The following is a 17,294-nucleotide window of genomic DNA, read 5'->3' as shown; positions in this document are numbered from 1 at the left end:
GGGCCGATACCGGTCAGCGTGTGAGAACATACCACGCTTTTTTGTCGTCAGCGGTGTTACAGCTACGCATGTCGGAGAAGACATCCACCGCCGCAGCCGACACCGAGAGCGTCGTCGACGTGGAGATCGGCACCACGGTGTACGACGCCGACGGCACCGAACTGGGGACCGTCCGCGGACTGGACGACGTCGGCTTCTACGTCCGCTCCGTCGGGGGAACGGGGAAGGTGGGCCTCGGCGAGGCTCGTGACGTCTTCGGGAAGGCGTACGTGATGTGGCGCTGCTGGGAGTGCGGCGAGATGGGCCGCATCGAGGGCGACCTCCCAGCGTCGTGTCCGGCGTGCGGTGCCGCGCGCGAGGATCTGTACTACTGGGCCGAGGACTGATACGGACGGTTGCGAGCCATCACCGGTGTCTCGCCGAACCGGGTGGAGAGCCACGACACGCGGCACGACAGTCCCGATGAGCGCCCGTTCGCCCGGTCACTCCTCGCGGCGCGTCGCCCCGGTGTCGGCCTCCGTCTCGTCCCACGACGCGAGCGCCCCCTCGACGAGATGGAAGTCCCGGCCGTCGTGCTCGGTGTAGACGAGGTAGACGTTCTCTTCGGGGAGCCCCCAGCGGTCGGCGAGGCGTTCGACGATCGACACGGCTAGCTCGCGGCGCTGTTCGTCGGTCCGACCCGCGCGGACGTCGGCGTCGACGAGAGCGACATCCTCGTCCGGTCCCGCGCGACCGAGCGCGAGGTCCCGCCCGTCGCGGATCCGGAGGGAGACGCCGACGTGACTTGTTCCCGTCTCCATGATCTCGGCGAACCGCTCCGTGACCCACTCGGTGAACGCTCTCCTGTCGTGCGGCGTCGCCGTCGTCTCGAACCGGAGGTGTGGCATACGCGTCCCGAGACGGGGCGGCGGGAAAGCGTTACTCCAGGTAGCCCAGGTCGCGCAGTCGCTCCTGGGCCTCGTCGTCCATCTCTGAGACCGTGTCGTCGCTCACCTCGTCGTCGAGCGCGTCGGTCCACGCGCCGCCGACGTTCGCCTCGAACTCGCTCAGCGCCGCTTCGGTCGCGGCGACCGCCTCGTCGTCGGTCGTGATGTTGTCGGTTTCGCCGGGGTCGCGGTCGAGGCGGTAAGCCTCGTCGGCGATGCGGTCGATGCGGACGTACTTCGCGTCCGGGCGGCGCGCCGCACGCATCCGCGAGTAGAAGCGAGAATCGCGTGGGAGCGTGATACCGCCCTGCTTGGCCTTCTCTTCGAGCTGTTTGAGTTCGACGACCGGTCGCGAGTACTCGACGAACGCGTAGTCGCCGGCGGGGGCGGCGCGCTGACCGGGGTCGGGGGCAGTATCCCCGTCGAACCGCCGGTACGAGTCGGAGAGAAGCGACCGCGTCGGGTCGAGCGCAACCGCCTCCTCACCCGCGCTGGCAGGCGAACCGCCCTCGACGCCGAAGCTGTCGAGGACGGTGTGGTACAGGTCGACCAGTTCCACCTGGTCGTCGCGGCGGTCGGCGTCGAGCGCCGGGTGTTTGATGATGAGCGGGACGTTGATCAGGGGGTCGTAGAGGCAGAACTCGTGGCCGTAGAGGTCGTGTTCGCCGTGGAGTTCGCCGTGATCCGCGCAGACGACGACCATCGTGTCCTCCCACTCGCCCTCACGTTTGAGGAAGTCGAACAGGCGCGTGATTTCCGCGTCGATGTGGGCGATCTCGGCGTCGTACAGCCCTCGGATGTCCGTCCACTCCTCGTCGGAGATGTCGCGCGCGCCGGAGTTGTACTCCTTCGAGTTCTGACACACCCCGGTGGAGTCGACGCCCGGCGCGAACTCCTCGCGGAACTCGGCGGGCGGGTGGTACGGGAGGTGGGCGTCCATCAAGTTGATGAACGCGAACCACTCTTCCTCCGACTCCGAGACGAACTCTTGGGTGCGGTCGACGACGGCGGGGGTCTTCGAGTCCGCGCCCTCGCCACCGGCGAGATACTCGTGGGCGGAGTTGCCGAGGCTGACGAGTTTGTCGGCGACCGCGCGCAGGCGCTCGTTGTCGTTGAGCGTCCGCCACGCCTTCGCGAGTGGCCCAGAGAGGAACTCGCCCGGCATCACCTCGAAGAAGTTGTCCTGGTCGGTGAACCCGTCGGTCAGACGGGTGTACGGCGTGATCCACGCGTTCGACGAGTAACAGGCGGTGTCGTAGCCCGCGGTCGAGAGCGTCTCCGCCAGCGTGGTCGCGCCGTCGAGGTAGGGGTTCTCCTGGTCGGCCCCGTGTTGGCTCGGGTACATCCCGGTAAAGAGCGACGCGTGGACCGGGAGCGTCCACGGGGCGGGGGCGACCGCCTGGTCGAAGACGGTCGCCTCTGCCGCGAACGCCTCTAACCCCGGCGTCGTCGGCCGGTCGTAGCCGTATGGCGTGAGGTGGTCCTTCCGGACCGTGTCCATCACCACGAAGAGGACGTTCGTGGGCGACTCGGTTGCCATGCGTCAGTCTTGCGTGTTGAGCCGAATAAACCCCTCTGTTCACGGGTCCGAGCCAGGATTCGATATCGCGAGATACGCTTTACGAGCGAGAACGCGGCGTGCCCCCTCTCGGTCGAGAAGCGGCGGGCTCGGCGTCGAAGCGACGGAACTCGCTGAAAAGAAACGGGACGGCTGCTACTGGAGCGACGGGACTATCGGACGGACGAGCCGGCTCAGAACGGTGCCTGCGGCCCCTCGTCGCGGTCCGAGTCCTCCGTCGTGTCGCCGGGGAACGACGGCGACATGCCGCCGCCGCCGCCGTCGTGGCCACCGCCCATGCCGGTGTCGGCGTGGACGATCTCGATCTCGGGGATCTCTTTGACCATGCGGCTCTTGATCGCCTGGATCGTCATCGGGGAGATCCCACAGCCGGAGCAGGCACCGCCGAGCTGGATGGTGACCTCGCCCGTCTCGCGGTCGAGCCCCTGAATCGCGGCGCTCCCACCGTGCATCTGGATCTGGGGGAAGTTCCGGCGCAGGAAGTTCGAGACCCGCTCTTTCAGGTCGTCGTCGGCCTCTTGGGCGTCCGTACTCATGCACGTTGCTTGGAAACGGCGGGGCTTATGCCTTTGGTTCACCCGTCGAGCGGCCCTCGTCGGCGCGGCCGCGGCTCCGGAAACTCAGAGCAGAGCGAGGACGAACGCGAAGTAGATCAGGATGCTGATGACGTCATGGAGCGCGGTCGCCAGCGGACCGCTGCCGAGTGCGGGATCCACGTCCAACAGGACGAACCCGATCGGGATGAGCGAGGCGAGGACGGTCGCGACGGCGCTGGAGACGAACAGCGAGAGCCCGACCACGAGCCCGATCCCCGGCGACGAGGCGATGAGCGCCGCCCCCAGGCCGCCGATGCCGCCGATCACGAGGCCGATGACGAGGCCGACGAGGAGTTCACGCCGGAGGTACGAGCCGTAGTCGACCTCCGTGACGGCGAACGCCCTGACGGCGATCGCCTCCGACTGCGTCCCGACCGAGTCGGCGATGTACGCGACGACCGGCGCGAAGAACGCGAGCGCGATGTTGCCGCGTAGGATCGCCTCGAACCGACTGGAGATCACGCTGAGAAACAGCCCGACCAGGAGACCGAAGAGGAGCCACGGGGCTCGGCTCCGAACGGCGACACGAACGCCCGCCCCGGCGAGGTCCGCGAACCGCGGCCCCGTCTGTTGGATCCCGGCACCGACGAGCGCGTCCTCCAGCTGCTCTCGGTGCATGGTGTCGATGATTGCCTGGGAAGTAACTGCCCCGAGAAGTCGATTCCGACCGTCGACCACTGGGATCTCGTCCTTGTCCTTCTCGATGGCGAGGAAGACGGCGCGCTCCCGGCCGGCGTCGGGGTGCAAACGGGCCGTCGCCGGCTTCATCAGCCGCGACGCGGGGACGTCGTTCGCCGCCCGCAAGAGCTCGGCGATGTCGACCCGGCCGACGAGCCGTCGATCGTCGAGGATGTAAACCGTGTCGGCACTGTCCCACGTCCGACCGACGAGCCCGTCGAGGACGGCTTCCGTGGTGTCCGCCGGCCGGTACGTCGGGATCTCGGTGGACGTGATGCTCCGGATCGTGCCGTTCGCCACGCCGAGCGCCATGGGAGACGTACAGGAGCGGTCCCGAAAACACTCACCGCCGGGTGGGACGGGCGATCGACCCTGGACCGCGGGTCGGTCAACCCATCGAAGGGGACTATATTCGGCCGGGCGCACGTCCTGCGATTCAGCTGTCCCCGAGCGCTCACTCGTCGCGTTCGACGCCGAGCACGCGGTGGAGTTCGGCTTCGATCTCCGCGACGTAGTCGTCGAGCGCCGCGTCCAGCGTCTCCGCGTCGACCGCGACACCGCTTCCCGCCATCCGGTCGGCGGGGTCGTCCGGAAGTTCGACGCGGAAGGTACCGTCCTCGTAGAACGGTTCGGACTCGTTGAGCACGAGTTGGTCGATCGCGTGGATCAGATCCGAGTCGTACGGCTCCCGCATCGTCTCGAAGGCGTTTTTGTACGCTCGCTGGAGTTCGGCGAAGTAGTGCACGTACTTGTCCTCGAACTTCTCGGGGTCGAACGCGGCCATACCTGGCGTTTCCACGGCACGGCAAAAAGTGAGACGGTACGTCGGACGGCCGGAGCGTCGACTCCCGCGATCGCTCACGACGCGTCGATAAACCGAATACTGCGATATCGAATCGGCGTGGCCGGGTCAGACGGTGGCTTGAGGAAACGTGGGTGGGTCGCGATGCGAGCGGTTACCGTTCGGCGGCGTCGTCCGCCCCGTCCAGCACGTGGACCGCCTCGGGCGGGAGACGCATCCGGACCGCCGACCCCGGCCCGACGCCCAGCCGCTCGAACCGGGTCGCCCGCACGCGCGCGATCAGTTCGAGGTCAGCTCCGTCGATGGCGACGCGGATGCGGTACTCGTCCCCCTCGTTCAACTGTCGACGGATCGTCCCGGACAGGGAATCGCGCCCGGACGCGCCCTCGGACGCCGGGCGCACCAGCACTCGGGACGGGCGGACGCACACCGAGACCGTCGAGCCGGTGGGGTGGTCGGTGCGGACGCCGAGCGTCGCCCCGCCGACCCGGAGGTGTGTGTCGTCGCCGTCCCGCGCGACGCTCGCCTCGAACACGTTCTCGGTCCCGGTGAACCGGGCGACGAACTCGGTGGCCGGGCGGGAGATGACGGTAGCGGGTGGACCGATCTGGTCGACCGTCCCCTCGCGGAGGATCGCGAGTCGGTCGCCGAGGACGGTCGCCGAGCGCTGGTCGTGGGTGACGTAGACGATCGGGATCGCGATCGACCGGAACAGGTCGTGGAGTTCGTCGCGCAGCCGGCGGCGGATCGGCGTGTCCAGGCTCGACAGCGGCTCGTCGAGCAACAGCGCGTCGGGCTCGGCCGCGAGCGTCCGGGCCAGCGCCACCCGTTGCCGTTCGCCGCCCGAGAGCGACGCCGGGCGGCGGTCGAGCACGGAGCCGATCTCCAGCATCGACGCGAGTTCGTCGACTCGCTCGGGAGTCGTGGCGGCGTAGCCGACGTTCTCGCGGGCGGTCAAGTGCGGAAACAGCGCCCCGTCCTGGAACACCATCCCGACCCGACGACGTTCGAGCGGGCGACCGACCAGGTCGCGGCCGTCGAGCGTGATCGAGCCGCCGTCGGGACGGACAATCCCCGCGATCGTCGACAGGAGCGTGCTCTTGCCGCTCCCGGACGGGCCGAGCACCGCGAGCACCTCGTCGCCGACGGTGAGATCGAGCGGCCCGAACGAGAACTCGCCGTACGACTTCACCACGCCGTCGAGTTCGAGCGTCATTCCCACGGGTTCGACGCGACGGTGTTGAGGATCACGAGCGCGACGACGGCGATGATCACGAGGAGGATCGCCACCGGATAGGCGTTGTCGAGCCCGAGCGAGACGAACGACACCCAGATCTGCACCGGCATCGTCCGCGGGTAGTACGCCAACATCATCGTCGCGCCGAACTCGCCCATCGCGCGGGCGAACGCGAGCGTCACGCCGGCGAGGATGCCCGGCCCGGCCAGCGGGAGAGTGATCCGGCGGGCAGTCCCCCACCGGCTCTCGCCGAGCGACCGCGAGGCGTGTTCGAGCGTCCGATCGACCCCCTCGAAGGCCGCCTTCGCCGTGACGACCACGAACGGCGACGCGACGAACAGTTGGGCGAGCACTACCCCGGCGAGCGAGCGGGTCAGCGGCACGCCCGCGGCGGCGGCCGCCCCGCCGAGGGCCGTGTTCGGCCCCACCACCGTGAGCAGCACGACCCCACCGACGGTCGGAGGCACCACCAACGGCAGGACCACGACCGCGAGGACGGCGTTCTTCCACGGCGTCGCCGCGCGCGCGAGCCAGTACGCCAGCGGGAGGCCGAACGCGGTGGCGACGACCGTGGTGATCGACGCGGACAACAGCGACGTCGTCGCGGCGTTCACGACGGTCGGATCGGCCATGCGGCCGGCGACCTCCCCCGGCGGAACCGAGAGGAACAGTGAGACCATCGGGACGAGGTAGTAGACGAGCAACAGTCCACCGAGGACGAACGCGACGGTGAACCAGTCGGGGCGTGCGGTCCGTGAGTGCGTCGGGTGTGTCGAGTGTGTCGCCATCGCGTCAGTGAAGAACCGTGATGTCAGAGACAGTCGCCGCGAGCGTCGAGCGGTCGAGCGGCCGCCGGCGGTCACGCTCGGTCGATCCGTCCGTCGTCCGCGCCACCACGTCCGGTACCGGGCCCTCGTACGTCGGGAAGCCGTCGCGGAGGAGAAAACCCGAGTCGGCGAGGTAGTCGCCAGTGGTGTGAACGTCGAACACGGCGAGTGCGGCGTCGCTCATCTTCCGGATCGTCGAGCCGTAGCTAATCACCCCACCCCGGATCTCCTGTCCGTTCGGCAGCGTGTACGAGACCGTCGAGTACCACTCGTCGACGTGCGCCGGACTGCTGAGGTCGATCCGGTCCGGGAGCGCGATGTACTCGTAGTCACGTTCGACGGCCATGTTCCGGTACGCGATCGCCGCGTCGATCGACCCGGTCTCGAACTGGCTGATCAGCCCCGTCTCCGGGTAGACCTGCTCCCGGCGCAAGATCTTCTCGCCGAGGTTCGGGACGTCGTAGTACCGCGAGGCGAGTTCGAGCGTGAAGAGCGTCCGGTACCCCAGCGGGTCCTGGTCGGGGTCGGTCCGACCGAGACGGGTCTCACCGGCGATCATCGGTTCGTACCACCGCTCCGCGCCCGCTTCGGCGAGGCGCTGTCCGCCCTCGGTGTCGGGGTTGTACGCGACGACGACCGCGTTGCTCGTGAACACGGAGTGCCACGCCGGCGAGAGCGGTTCCTCGAAGAGCGCCGTGTCGGCCACGGTGACGACGTCGGGGTCGCGCTGGCCCTCGGCGATCATCCGGGCGACCGTCGCCGAGCCGTGCGCTTCGATCTCGACGGGGACGTCGACGGCGGGTTTGAGACCGTTTTCGAGCGAGTGCTGGAGGCTGCCGGCCGCGAGGATGGCGACCGTCATCGACTGTCCGCCGTCACGATCGCTCGTCTGCCCGGCAGGGGCAGGCGTCCCGCCGCCGCCGGTACAGCCTGCCACCCCCGTGACCCCGACCAGGCCCGCGGCTCGGAGGAAGCCGCGGCGCGTCCTGCTGGCTCGCTCGTTCGGCATACACGGTAGATTATCGTTTGGAAGAAAAGTATATCTCAAAGAGATCTGTTTTACCCGTATGGTCTCGGCCGAGTCGACAACACTGACAGCTCGACAGGTGGAGGTGCTCGAACTCCGGGAGGCGGGACACACACAACAGGAGGTCGCCGAGCGGCTCGGAACGACCGACTCGAACGTGAGCGCGATCGAGCGGGCCGCGGAGGCGAACGTCGAGAAGGCACAGCAGACGCTGAAACTGATCCGGACGCTCCGCGCGCCGGTCCGGTTCACCGTCGACGCCGGCACGTCGTTCGACGAACTGGTCGACGCGGTGTACAGCCGGGGCGACGACGCGGGGACGAGCGTGACGTACTGCCGGCCGGAGCTGTACACCCACCTCTTCGGGCAGCTCGAACCGTACACGACCAGAAACCGACTGGAGACCGACATCGAGGTCGGACTGACTCGCGACGGTGAGGTGAAGGTGTTCGCGCCCGAGTGACGGCGCCCGGCTCGACCGGTCACGAGGGGAGAGGTACGGACGGTCAGAGCTGTTCGCCGACGATTCGGTCGGCGTGGTCGACGAACTCGTCGCGCGCGTCGGCCGGGATCGTCGCCCCGGCGGCCACGTCGTGTCCGCCGCCGTCGCCGCCGACGGCGCAGGACGCCTCGCGCATCACGGCCGAGAGGTCCAGCCCCCGGCGGACGAGCGCGTGCGAGCCGCGTGCGGAGACCTTGATCTCGCCGTCGCCGGCGTCGGCAAAGGCGACGATGGGGAGGTCGTGGCGCACACCGCTGGAACCGACGGCCATCCCGGCGACGATGCCGACGATCGTCTCGCGGATCCGGCTCTCGGCGTCGAACCACTGGACGTTCTCCTCGGCGGTGACGCCCTCGGTCTTCACCCACTGCAACCCCTCAGAGAGGTTCCGACGGTGGTTCCGGAGGAGGTGCCGCGCGCGGTCGAGCGCCGGCCCTCTGTCGCCGAGACAGACCGCGAGGCCGACGTCGGCCCGCTCGTACCGGGCGGTCGCGTTCAACAGCGTCGAGAACTCGCTGACGTCCCTGAGTTCGGTCCCCGGTTCCTCGTCGGTGAGGACGTACGTCGTCCCAACCAGGGCGTTGACGCGGTCGGCCGGGACGCCCCGCGAGATGGCGTGCCTGAGCAGCGCGTTCACGAGCGTTCGCCGCTCGTCCCCGGTGAGATCGACCCAGCGCCGCCACTCACCCCCGGATTTGAGGTCGAGATCAAGGTCGGTCAGGAACGAAACCGCCCCCGACTCGTCGTTCGAGATGCCGGGGATGCGCGCCTCGCTCGCGTACTCGAGGAGTTTCGGAAGCGGGCGCGTCTGCCGACCGTACAGCAGGATGTCGGTCTCCTCGGACAGCACGCCGGCGGCGACCCCCTCCGCCACGAGCGCCTCGTTCGCCCCCGACAGCCCGCCGTCGCCGTCCTGCATGTCGCCGACCGCACCGACGACCGCCAGCCCCGCCAGGTCGCGGTTCGCCTCCCCACCCAGCGCCCGCGCGAGGACGTAGCTCGCCCCCGCACCCGACAGCTCCGAAGCGCCGTCGATCCCCTCCAGCAGGGGGTTGAGGTGGTACTCCGTCTCGGCGTCGGCGGGCTGGTGGTGGTCGGCGATCACCGGGGTGAAGCCGTCGAACTCAGTGATGACGTCCAGCTGTCCGCTCCCGAAGTCGGTGAACAGGACGGTGTCGAACGACGAGCGGGCGATGCGTTCGATCGCGGCCCGGTCGAGCTGTTTCTCGAAGGTCGTCTCGAACGGAACGCCCGCGCGTTCAAGCGCGCTCGACGCGACGGCGGCACTCGTCAATCCATCCGCATCGATGTGCGACGCGAGAAGCACCCGATCGGCGGCCCGGAGACGGTCCGCGCAGGCCACGGCCCGGTCGTGGAGCGCCGGAACCGGTCCCGTCCCCGTCTCGACGTCTGCGTCGGCGTTCATGAACGCCTCTTAGCGCGGTCTCACGTATAAATTGCCGTGCGATTCACCCGGGGCTTCGGGGCGGCGACCGCCGTGTCGGCGATCAGTCCGAATCGGTCCGCTCGAACGGTGACGCCGCCCCGTCGGGCACCTCGTCGGGGTGTGCGATGAGGTTCTCCCGGCCGATGGTAATCTTCTCGATCGCCCCCTCGTCGGCCATTCGCGACAGCACCCGGCTCACCTTCGACTTCGACCAGCCGGTCTCCTCGACGATGACCGACTGCCGGATCCGGCCGCCGCGCTCGCCGATGAGACCGAGCACGCGCTCCTCGTCGGTCAACGCGTCCGTCGGCATCCGGACGGACTCCGGCTTCGTGGTGCCGTCCCCGCTCTCGGCCGTGGATGCGTCGCTCTCCGACCCGTCGTCGGAACGGAGCGTCTGCAACAGTCCGGTGCGCCGGTGGACGAACACCGCACCGAGGGCGAGCGAGATTCCGACGACCGCCGCGATCACGACCGTGGGGTCGACGTCGACCGCCGCGAGCAGCCCGGCCCCGTCGGCGGACGGATCACTCCCGTTCGCGACCTCCGCGCTGTCGCTCCGACCGTCGCCGTCCGTGTCGGCTCTCGTCGGATCGGTCCCGTACCGGCTCACTTCGGCCCCGTCGTCCAGCCCGTCGCCGTCCGTGTCGTTCTCCGTCGGGTTGGTTCCGTATCGTTCGACCTCCGCCGCGTCGTCCAGCCCGTCGCCGTCCGTGTCGACCTTCGTCGGCTCCGTCTCGTGGACGTTCACCTCCGGGCCGTCCTCGAGCCCGTCGTCGTCCGTGTCGGCCTTCGTCGGATCCGTCTCGTGGATCCGTACCTCGGCGCCGTCTCCGAGGCCGTCACCGTCCGTGTCGGCGCTCGTCGGGTTCGTTCCGTGTTTCGTCACCTCGACGCCGTCCGCGAGGCCGTCACCGTCGGTGTCCGTCTCCGTCGGGTTGCTCCCCAGATCGTTCACCTCGACGCCGTCCGCGAGGCCGTCGCCGTCGGTGTCGGCCGTCAACGGGTCAGTCTCGTGCGTGTTGACTTCCGGCCCGTCAGCGAGGCCGTCCCCGTCCGTGTCGGCCGTGTCGAGTTCCGTGCCGACCTCGGTCTCGCGCCGGTTGGTGAGCCCGTCGTCGTCGAGGTCGCCGGCGGCGGCGAGTATCCGCACCGACCGGGTACCCCGAGCGAGCGGTCCGGTGCTCGTGTCGACCTCCGCCAGCTCAACGGTCGTGACCAGCCGCTGATTCCCGGTGACGTTCTCCGGCAGGCTGTCGACAGACAGCGTCACGTTCTCCTGCGCGTTCGTCCCCAGGAGGCGCTGACAGTCGAGCGTCCGCAACGAGTCCCCGTCGGTCACGCCGACGCAGACGTCGTACGCGTCGGTCCCGGTCTGAAGCGAGACGGAGACACTGACCGCTCGCCAGCCGGCGATCGACGGCCGCTCACCGTCGGTGACGACGGCCGGCCCCGACAGCGAGATCCCGTCGATAGCCACGGTACTAGCACCCATGACGGGGACACTACCGACCAACACGAGCGCAGCGACGGCTGTCGCCACTACCCCCCACGGAACGGTTCGCGTTCTCATACGACTCCCCCTGACACGAATACCACGACCCGAGGTTTAATGCTTCGTTTATCGACTGGTTGACTCGATCGCTCCGTCGAAACAGTCGGCAACAGTCCGGGGAGCTGAAACGAACGATCGGGAACGGTCTGCGCTGTTTTTGCATCCGTCGCTCATCGGAGATAACTGCGACATGACCGAAAAAATCCTCTCTCGACGAACGTTCGCTGCCGGCGTAGCGACAACACTCGTCGCCGCCGTGGCCGGCTGTGCGGGCGGCGACGGCGGTGCGGGAACTGGTGAGGCGACCGGGGAGGCGACTCCGGCAGGAACCGGCACACCCGCGGGTGATGGGGCGACCGAAACCGAGGTGGCGACCGAAGAGGCGACCGAGACCGAGGTCGCAACCGAGACCGAGGCCGCAACCGAGACCGAGGTTCCGACCGACGAAGAGACAGAAACCGACGAGGCCGGAACCGACGAAGAGACAGAAACCGACGAGGCCGGAACCGACGAAGAGACAGAAACCGACGAGGCCGGAACCGACGAAGAAACCGCAACCGAGACCGCAACGGACGAACCGGCCTGACGACGTCCAACGGTCCCCGACTGACGTCCCTGAAGCCCTCCGACCACGCCGTTTCTATCGAGTGCCGCTCAGTCGTGATACGTCGGTGCCGCACGTTCGACGACGAGACACGCGAGCGCCTCGAACGTCGCCCGGTCGGGGACGGCATCGACGTCGATCCCGTGAGATTCGGCGGTCGCTCGCGTCGGCTCGCCGATCGCACCGACGACGGCGTCGTTCAACCCGACGACGGCCTCGTCGCGGATCCCACGCTCGGTCGCGGCCGTCAGGAAGTTCTCGACCGTGAGCGACGAGGTGAAACAGACGCCCTCCAGCTCCCCGCCGGCAGCCGAAACAGTCGACCCCCCGGCTCCCTCGGGCAGCGTCAGCCGGTAGAGCACCGTCTCGGAGACGTCCGCGCCGGCCTCGCGGAGCCCATCGAGGAGGACGTCGCTCCCGTGGTCCGACCGCGCGACGGCGACGCGTTCGCCCGCGACTTCGTCGCGTAACAGCTCGACGAGCCCCGCCGAGGAGTACTCGTCGGGGACGCGGTCGACCGACCAGCCCGCGGCGCGGGCGGCGTCGGCCGTCGCGGGACCGATGCAGACGAGCGTCGTCCCGCCGGGTGACCAGCCGGCCGTCGACAGGAGTTCCGCGCCGGTCTTGCTCGTGAGCACGACGTACGCCGCGCCGCCGGGCAGGTTCCCGGTCGGCTCGACCGCGAGCATCGGATCCGGGACCGGCGTCGCGCCGAGCGACTCCAACAGCTCGACTGCGCTGGCGAGCCGGTCGTCGTCCGGGCGGAAGACGGCGACGCGAACCTGTTGTGTCATTCGTTTTTCACACTCCCTGTGGGCACTTCGTACCCCTGTAACAGCGAGCGAACCCGGTCGCGGGTCGCCGCCACCGCGCCGACGACGGTGATCGCCGGCGGTTCGATCTCCGCCTCGTCGCGGACGTCGACGATAGTTTCCAGCGTTCCGGTCGCGACCCGCATGTCGGGCCACGTCGCCCGCTCGACCAGCGCCACGGGCGTGTCGGGGGCCAGCCCCGCCCCGAGGAGTTCGGCGGTGTACGCCGGGAGCTTCCCGACGCCCATCAGCACGACGATCGTCCCGCCGGTCGCGGCGAGCGCGTCCCAGTCGACCGCCGACTCCTCTTTCGTCGGGTCCTCGTGGCCCGTCACGAACGAGACCGAGGAGGCGTGGTCGCGGTGCGTGACGGGGATGCCGGCGGCAGCCGGTCCCGCGATGGCGGAGGTGATGCCGGGGACGACCTCGAACGGGATCCCCTCGCGCGCGAGGTGTTCCATCTCCTCGCCGCCGCGCCCGAAGACGAACGGATCACCGCCCTTCAGCCGGACGACGTGCTTGCCCTCCAGGGCGAGTTCGACGAGCCGTTTGTTCGTGTACTCCTGGGGCGTCCACTCGCCGCCGGCGCGTTTGCCGACGTCCTCGCGGCGCTCGTCGGGGACGAGCGAGATGATCTCGGGGCCCGGGAGTTTGTCGTGGAGCACCACGTCGGCCTCGTCGAGGAGTCGGCGCGCCTTCACCGTCAGCAGGTCCGGGTCGCCCGGGCCAGAGCCGACGAGCGAGACGAAGCCCACGTCGCTCATTCGGTCGCCTCCGTCGCGCGGTCGATCAGATCGGCCGCTCCCCGGTCGCGGAGGTCCGCGGCGAAGTCGGCCGCGGCGGTCGCGTGCTTTTCGACGGGCAGGTCGCGCGACCCCTCGACGAGGTCGCCGTCGGGGCCGAACGCCTGTGCCGTCACGTGGACGTACGCCCCCTGGAGGACGGCGTAGACGCCGATCGGCGCGATACAGCCACCGCCGAGTTCTTTCAACAGCGTGCGCTCGACGGTCGTCTCGACCCGCGTGCGCGGGAAGTCGAGGACGTCGTTGAGTTCCTCGGCGCGCTCGGTGGCCGTCACGGCGATCGCGCCCTGGCCCGGGGCGGGGACGAACTGCGTCGGGGGGAGCCGAACGAACTCGACGTGGCGGTCGAGCCCGCTCCGTCGGAGCCCCGCCTCGGCGAGGACGATCGCGTCGTACGCGACGTCCGTCTCGCGGCCGAGCGCGTTGCGTTCGATCTCCGAGAGGGAGTCGAACCACTCCTCCGGCCGACGGTCGTACTCGGGCTCGTAGTCGTCGTCGCCGATGTGGCCTTTCCGGTCTTTGTCGGCCTCGATGCGGGTCTCGTGTTCGGCCTGCAACGGCGGGGCGAGCACCTTCTCGACCCGCGTGTCGACGTTGCCGCGGAGGGGTTCGACGGTCAGGTCCGGGCGGGCGTCGAGCAGTTGTGCGCGGCGGCGGAGCGACGACGTCCCGACCGTCGCCCCCTCGGGGAGTTCCTCCAGGGTGTTCCCGTCGGGTGTCACGAGGACGTCGTTCGGGCGGCCGCGTTCGAGGACGCCGGCGACGACGAGATCCCGCGGCGAGTCGGTGGGCATGTCCTTCATCGAGTGGACCGCCGCGTCGACGTCCCCCTCCACGACCCGTTCGTCGAGCGCGCGGACGAACGCGCCCGTCTTCCCCAGTCGGTGGATGAGTTCGTCCGTGATCCGGTCGCCCTCCGTCTCGACCTCGACGAGTTCGACCTCGTACCGGTGGTCTTCGAGCGCCTCGGCGACGCTCGCCGCCTGCCGGAGAGCGAGGTCAGACCCGCGAGTCGCCAGTCGGAGCGTCGTAGTCATACGCGTGGATGCGCGACCGACCGTGAAAAGCGCACCACTTCGGCCCTCGTCGCCCGGCGGTCCTCAGCCGTCAGTCGTCGGTCATCGGCACGCTCTTGTTGACCACTGCCGAGGTGTCGCCCGTGTCCCGCCCTCCCGTCGACCACACCCGTCTTCGATCGACGAATGTCCGGTGATCGCCTCGACGCGCTCGGCCGCGAGACGGGCGCGTTCGTCCGATTCGTCCTCCTGTGGTTCGGGCTCGACTCCGCGGTGGCCCCAGTCCGAACCGTCGTCCGCGTCGCCACGGGGAGCCGTCCCGAGTTCTGGCTCGTCCCGGTCGTCGCCGCGGTCGTGACGACGGCCGTCTACTGGTCCGTCGATCGGCTCTCCTGGCGACTAGTCGGTCGCGCGTGGGCCCTCAGCATCGTCGTCTCCGTGCTGTCTGTCGTCGGGTTCGCCCTCGTCTCGCTCGACGATGGCTCGGGTCTCGTCGCCGCCGCAACCGTCGGGTCGTGGTGGGCGTTTTCCGTCGCCGTCGGTCTCGGTCTCACCTCCCCGGCCGTCTGGCGGGCGTTCCGCGACCGTTTGCTGTTGCGCCCGCGGTCCTAGCCTCGACTCAGGGCCGCCGCGTGTCTGCCTCAGGGCGTCCCGAGTTCCTCGTGCCGCTTGTAGAGGTAGTACAGCGCCAGCGGCACGCTGAGGACGAAGTTGGTCACGAGCACGGCCACCACAGCCACGAGCCCCCACAGCACGGGGTCGGGCTGCCACTCGCCGCCCGCGGCCTCGATCGCCCGCGCGTCGACGTACACCGCGACGGGAAAGGCGAACGCGACGACTACCCCCACGAGCCCGAAGAGGGCGGCGACGCCGCCGAAGAGGACGAACGTCGAGAAGCTCGCGAGCCCGCCCAGTCCGAGGACGTCGAGCAGCCCCGCGAAGACGAACAGGACGGCGGCGACGGCACCGCCGACGAACGTGACGAGGAAGTAGACGGGGACCGCCGCGATCCAGTACCACCAGCGCGAGTCGACGTCGGCCGCCGGGAGGACCCCGTCGAGCGTCCGGCGGAGGCTCTCTGTCGTCGTCTCCGCGGCGGGGGTCGACGGGCCGCTCGCGTCGCTGGCGGCGCGCGCGTCGTCGCCGCGCCGCGCGTCGACCGTGTCTTCGTCCTCGGTCGGCGCGTCGAACTCGGCCGCCGACGGCTCGTCCGGTCGGTCGCGTGGCTCCGCGGCGGCAGCGTCGGGGGTGCGCTCGTCGGCCCCGTCGTCCGGGTCGCGCTCGTGGTCGTCCGGCGGAGGGCTCATAGCCGACGCAACGACGCGACGGCACTCAACTCTCACGGTCGCAGGGGTGGACGGGTGCTGGCATCCGTACCCAGGTTCGGATCGAGGTGGGCGGAGACGGGCCGACGCGCGTGTCTTCCTTGCTCCTACCGGCGGCTTGTTGCGCCCGGTCTCCGTGCGACGAACCGGATGCCGCTGGTCTCCGATCGGCTCCGCTCGGTGTGGAGTCGAACCCTCGCGCTGGGATGGCCGATCGCGGTCCAGCAGACGCTCAACACGCTGATGCGGACGGTCGACATCGTCGTCACCGGGCTCTTCTCGCCGGCGGCCGTCGCCGCCATCGGGCTCGCCGACCTCTACGCGCAGGTCCCGCTTCGGATCGGCCTCGGGCTCGGTGCCGGCGGGATCGCGCTGTCGAGCCAGGACACGGGACGGGGGGCCGACCTCACGCGCGACCGTGCCGTCACACAGGCGCTCCTCCTCGGCGCAGGTGCGGGGATTCCGCTCGTCGCCGTGGGCCTGCTATTCGGTCCGGCGCTGATCGACGTGTTGGGAGCCGAGTCGGCGGTCGTCCGCCAGGGCGGGACGTATCTGACGATCCTCTTCGTCGCCGCGCCGATGCGGATCCTCGCGCTCGTCGGCGCGCGCTCACTCCAAGGGACGGGCGACACGCGGACCCCCATGCTCGCCAACGGGAGCGCGAGCCTGCTCAACATCCTGCTGACGGTCACGCTGGGTCTCGGCGTCTGGCTCGCCCCCACGCTGGGTATCGTCGGCGTCGGGATCGCGACGGCGGTCAGCCGGACGTTCGAGGCGGTGGCGATCACGGGCGCGATCGCGAGCGGCCGCACGCCGCTCTCTTTGGCCCGCCCGCGGGAGTTCACGATCACGCGGCAGCTCGTCGCGGTGAGTGTTCCGACGTTCGCGGAGGGGATGAGCACCTCGCTGGCGAACTTCCCGTTCAACGCGCTGTTGTTGCTCTTCGGCACCGAGGTGAACGCCGCGTACCACATCGGGCGGCGGCTCTACCAGCAGCTCACCGGCCCGTTGTATCGGTCGTTCAGCACCGTCGCCAGCATCGTCGTCGGGCAGACGCTGGGCGAGGGCGACGTGGAGGCGGCGCGGGAGACCACGCGGGCGATCCTCGTGCTCAGCGTCGTCGTCCTCGGCTGTGCAGGGGTCGTTCTGTTCGTCGCCGCCGAACCGCTGGTTCGAGTGTTTACGCGCGATCCAACGGTGGTCGACTACGCGGTCGCGTTCACCCGGGTCTTCGCCGTCTCGATGGTCTGGTTCGGCGTCTTCTTCCCGCTCTCGGGGGCGTTGCGGGGCGCGGGAGACACCCGGACGCCGTTTTACGCCCGCCTCCTCGGCTCGTTCGTCTTCCTGCTCGGCGTGTCGTCGCTCCTCGGGATCGCGCTCGGCTACGGACTCCCGGGCGTCTACGTCGGGATCGCGCTCTCGTACCTGTGCTGGGCCGCGGTCGTCGGCTGGGGGTTCCGTCGGGGATCGTGGGCCGAGACGGCGGCGGCGATGATGGACGAGCGAGCGACGGTGGACGAGCCCCCACACCGGTGAGACGGCGCGATCGCCCGACGCG

19 protein-coding genes are annotated in these 17,294 nt (G+C 69.5%); 5 read left to right on the top strand and 14 right to left on the bottom strand.

The annotated features are described in order from the left end of the window. The first annotated feature begins 68 nt into the window (after positions 1-68). Positions 69-386 carry a DUF7130 family rubredoxin-like protein gene (locus NKJ07_RS16830; protein ID WP_318567944.1) on the top strand — a complete coding sequence of 106 codons (318 nt, stop codon included), beginning with the start codon at positions 69-71 and terminating at the stop codon, positions 384-386. 96 nt (positions 387-482) lie between these two features. On the opposite strand, the gene NKJ07_RS16825 is transcribed toward NKJ07_RS16830, so the two are convergent. From NKJ07_RS16825 to NKJ07_RS16790, 8 genes are all read right to left on the bottom strand, one after another. Then, a complete protein-coding gene (locus NKJ07_RS16825) occupies positions 483-887 on the bottom strand; it encodes a tautomerase family protein (RefSeq protein ID WP_318567943.1) in 405 nt (134 codons plus the stop codon). A gap of 31 nt (positions 888-918) precedes the next feature. Beyond that, a complete protein-coding gene (locus tag NKJ07_RS16820) occupies positions 919-2,466 on the bottom strand; it encodes a sulfatase (protein WP_318567942.1) in 1,548 nt (515 codons plus the stop codon). Positions 2,467-2,678: 212 nt separating this feature from the next. Beyond that, positions 2,679-3,041, bottom strand: a complete 363-nt coding sequence (locus NKJ07_RS16815) for a NifU family protein (protein ID WP_318567941.1) — start codon at positions 3,039-3,041, stop codon at positions 2,679-2,681. 84 nt (positions 3,042-3,125) lie between these two features. Next, positions 3,126-4,091, bottom strand: a complete 966-nt coding sequence (locus tag NKJ07_RS16810; RefSeq protein ID WP_318567940.1) for a magnesium transporter — start codon at positions 4,089-4,091, stop codon at positions 3,126-3,128. A 142-nt stretch (positions 4,092-4,233) separates the two neighbouring features. Then, positions 4,234-4,563: a DUF5783 family protein gene (locus tag NKJ07_RS16805; protein ID WP_318567939.1), complete on the bottom strand. Its 330-nt coding sequence runs from the start codon at positions 4,561-4,563 to the stop codon at positions 4,234-4,236. A gap of 172 nt (positions 4,564-4,735) precedes the next feature. After that, positions 4,736-5,797: an ABC transporter ATP-binding protein gene (locus NKJ07_RS16800; RefSeq protein WP_318567938.1), complete on the bottom strand. Its 1,062-nt coding sequence runs from the start codon at positions 5,795-5,797 to the stop codon at positions 4,736-4,738. Then, a complete protein-coding gene (locus NKJ07_RS16795; RefSeq protein WP_425504679.1) occupies positions 5,794-6,606 on the bottom strand; it encodes an ABC transporter permease subunit in 813 nt (270 codons plus the stop codon). Before NKJ07_RS16795 ends, NKJ07_RS16800 begins: the two co-directional genes overlap by 4 nt. 4 nt (positions 6,607-6,610) lie before the next feature. Further along, on the bottom strand, positions 6,611-7,654 hold the full coding sequence (locus NKJ07_RS16790; RefSeq protein WP_318567937.1) for an extracellular solute-binding protein: 1,044 nt from the start codon (positions 7,652-7,654) through the stop codon (positions 6,611-6,613). Positions 7,655-7,712: 58 nt separating this feature from the next. Here NKJ07_RS16790 and NKJ07_RS16785 point away from each other — a divergent pair, with 58 nt between their 5' ends. Further along, on the top strand, positions 7,713-8,135 hold the full coding sequence (locus tag NKJ07_RS16785; RefSeq protein WP_318567936.1) for a Tfx family DNA-binding protein: 423 nt from the start codon (positions 7,713-7,715) through the stop codon (positions 8,133-8,135). A 43-nt stretch (positions 8,136-8,178) separates the two neighbouring features. On the opposite strand, the gene recJ is transcribed toward NKJ07_RS16785, so the two are convergent. After that, positions 8,179-9,600, bottom strand: coding sequence for a RecJ family nuclease (recJ, locus tag NKJ07_RS16780; protein ID WP_318567935.1), 1,422 nt, complete (start codon positions 9,598-9,600; stop codon positions 8,179-8,181). An 82-nt stretch (positions 9,601-9,682) separates the two neighbouring features. Next, on the bottom strand, positions 9,683-11,194 hold the full coding sequence (locus NKJ07_RS16775; RefSeq protein WP_318567934.1) for a helix-turn-helix transcriptional regulator: 1,512 nt from the start codon (positions 11,192-11,194) through the stop codon (positions 9,683-9,685). A 172-nt stretch (positions 11,195-11,366) separates the two neighbouring features. On the opposite strand from NKJ07_RS16775, the gene NKJ07_RS16770 reads away from it, so the two are divergent. Then, positions 11,367-11,762 carry a hypothetical protein gene (locus NKJ07_RS16770; RefSeq protein ID WP_318567933.1) on the top strand — a complete coding sequence of 132 codons (396 nt, stop codon included), beginning with the start codon at positions 11,367-11,369 and terminating at the stop codon, positions 11,760-11,762. Between the two features lie 68 nt (positions 11,763-11,830). Here NKJ07_RS16770 and NKJ07_RS16765 read toward each other — a convergent pair whose 3' ends face one another. The 3 genes from NKJ07_RS16765 to hemC are packed head-to-tail and all read right to left on the bottom strand — an operon-like array spanning position 11,831 to position 14,432. Next, positions 11,831-12,574 (bottom strand): uroporphyrinogen-III synthase, encoded by a 744-nt coding sequence (locus NKJ07_RS16765; RefSeq protein WP_318567932.1) that lies wholly within the window; start codon positions 12,572-12,574, stop codon positions 11,831-11,833. After that, the gene (cobA, locus tag NKJ07_RS16760; protein ID WP_318567931.1) at positions 12,571-13,356 is read right to left on the bottom strand and encodes a uroporphyrinogen-III C-methyltransferase; all 786 of its coding nucleotides are present in this window, start codon (positions 13,354-13,356) and stop codon (positions 12,571-12,573) included. Before cobA ends, NKJ07_RS16765 begins: the two co-directional genes overlap by 4 nt. Continuing rightward, on the bottom strand, positions 13,353-14,432 hold the full coding sequence (gene hemC, locus NKJ07_RS16755; RefSeq protein WP_318567930.1) for a hydroxymethylbilane synthase: 1,080 nt from the start codon (positions 14,430-14,432) through the stop codon (positions 13,353-13,355). The genes cobA and hemC overlap by 4 nt, the downstream gene beginning before the upstream one ends. Before the next feature lie 165 nt (positions 14,433-14,597). On the opposite strand from hemC, the gene NKJ07_RS16750 reads away from it, so the two are divergent. After that, a complete protein-coding gene (locus NKJ07_RS16750) occupies positions 14,598-15,023 on the top strand; it encodes a hypothetical protein (protein WP_318567929.1) in 426 nt (141 codons plus the stop codon). Between the two features lie 29 nt (positions 15,024-15,052). Here NKJ07_RS16750 and NKJ07_RS16745 read toward each other — a convergent pair whose 3' ends face one another. Then, the gene (locus NKJ07_RS16745) at positions 15,053-15,718 is read right to left on the bottom strand and encodes a hypothetical protein (RefSeq protein ID WP_318567928.1); all 666 of its coding nucleotides are present in this window, start codon (positions 15,716-15,718) and stop codon (positions 15,053-15,055) included. A gap of 168 nt (positions 15,719-15,886) precedes the next feature. Between NKJ07_RS16745 and NKJ07_RS16740 the strand changes: the two genes are divergently transcribed. Further along, positions 15,887-17,272, top strand: coding sequence for an MATE family efflux transporter (locus tag NKJ07_RS16740; protein ID WP_318567927.1), 1,386 nt, complete (start codon positions 15,887-15,889; stop codon positions 17,270-17,272). Positions 17,273-17,294: the final 22 nt, after the last annotated feature.

This window comes from Salinigranum marinum (genome assembly GCF_024228675.1).
GTDB classification, from domain to species: Archaea; Halobacteriota; Halobacteria; order Halobacteriales; family Haloferacaceae; genus Salinigranum; species Salinigranum marinum.
The sequence above is the reverse complement of the archived record's forward strand: the minus strand, read 5'-3'. Positions and strand labels throughout refer to the sequence as shown.

What these genes read in the sequence shown, in the direction of transcription:
- NKJ07_RS16830 (WP_318567944.1), top strand. Translation starts at nt 69, where the DNA reads ATGTCGGAGAAGACATCCACCGCCGCAGCCGACACCGAGAGCGTCGTC.
- NKJ07_RS16825 (WP_318567943.1), bottom strand. Translation starts at nt 887, where the DNA reads ATGCCACACCTCCGGTTCGAGACGACGGCGACGCCGCACGACAGGAGA.
- NKJ07_RS16820 (WP_318567942.1), bottom strand. Translation starts at nt 2,466, where the DNA reads ATGGCAACCGAGTCGCCCACGAACGTCCTCTTCGTGGTGATGGACACG.
- NKJ07_RS16815 (WP_318567941.1), bottom strand. Translation starts at nt 3,041, where the DNA reads ATGAGTACGGACGCCCAAGAGGCCGACGACGACCTGAAAGAGCGGGTC.
- NKJ07_RS16810 (WP_318567940.1), bottom strand. Translation starts at nt 4,091, where the DNA reads ATGGCGCTCGGCGTGGCGAACGGCACGATCCGGAGCATCACGTCCACC.
- NKJ07_RS16805 (WP_318567939.1), bottom strand. Translation starts at nt 4,563, where the DNA reads ATGGCCGCGTTCGACCCCGAGAAGTTCGAGGACAAGTACGTGCACTAC.
- NKJ07_RS16800 (WP_318567938.1), bottom strand. Translation starts at nt 5,797, where the DNA reads ATGACGCTCGAACTCGACGGCGTGGTGAAGTCGTACGGCGAGTTCTCG.
- NKJ07_RS16795 (WP_425504679.1), bottom strand. Translation starts at nt 6,606, where the DNA reads ATGGCGACACACTCGACACACCCGACGCACTCACGGACCGCACGCCCC.
- NKJ07_RS16790 (WP_318567937.1), bottom strand. Translation starts at nt 7,654, where the DNA reads ATGCCGAACGAGCGAGCCAGCAGGACGCGCCGCGGCTTCCTCCGAGCC.
- NKJ07_RS16785 (WP_318567936.1), top strand. Translation starts at nt 7,713, where the DNA reads ATGGTCTCGGCCGAGTCGACAACACTGACAGCTCGACAGGTGGAGGTG.
- recJ (WP_318567935.1), bottom strand. Translation starts at nt 9,600, where the DNA reads ATGAACGCCGACGCAGACGTCGAGACGGGGACGGGACCGGTTCCGGCG.
- NKJ07_RS16775 (WP_318567934.1), bottom strand. Translation starts at nt 11,194, where the DNA reads ATGAGAACGCGAACCGTTCCGTGGGGGGTAGTGGCGACAGCCGTCGCT.
- NKJ07_RS16770 (WP_318567933.1), top strand. Translation starts at nt 11,367, where the DNA reads ATGACCGAAAAAATCCTCTCTCGACGAACGTTCGCTGCCGGCGTAGCG.
- NKJ07_RS16765 (WP_318567932.1), bottom strand. Translation starts at nt 12,574, where the DNA reads ATGACACAACAGGTTCGCGTCGCCGTCTTCCGCCCGGACGACGACCGG.
- cobA (WP_318567931.1), bottom strand. Translation starts at nt 13,356, where the DNA reads ATGAGCGACGTGGGCTTCGTCTCGCTCGTCGGCTCTGGCCCGGGCGAC.
- hemC (WP_318567930.1), bottom strand. Translation starts at nt 14,432, where the DNA reads ATGACTACGACGCTCCGACTGGCGACTCGCGGGTCTGACCTCGCTCTC.
- NKJ07_RS16750 (WP_318567929.1), top strand. Translation starts at nt 14,598, where the DNA reads ATGTCCGGTGATCGCCTCGACGCGCTCGGCCGCGAGACGGGCGCGTTC.
- NKJ07_RS16745 (WP_318567928.1), bottom strand. Translation starts at nt 15,718, where the DNA reads ATGAGCCCTCCGCCGGACGACCACGAGCGCGACCCGGACGACGGGGCC.
- NKJ07_RS16740 (WP_318567927.1), top strand. Translation starts at nt 15,887, where the DNA reads ATGCCGCTGGTCTCCGATCGGCTCCGCTCGGTGTGGAGTCGAACCCTC.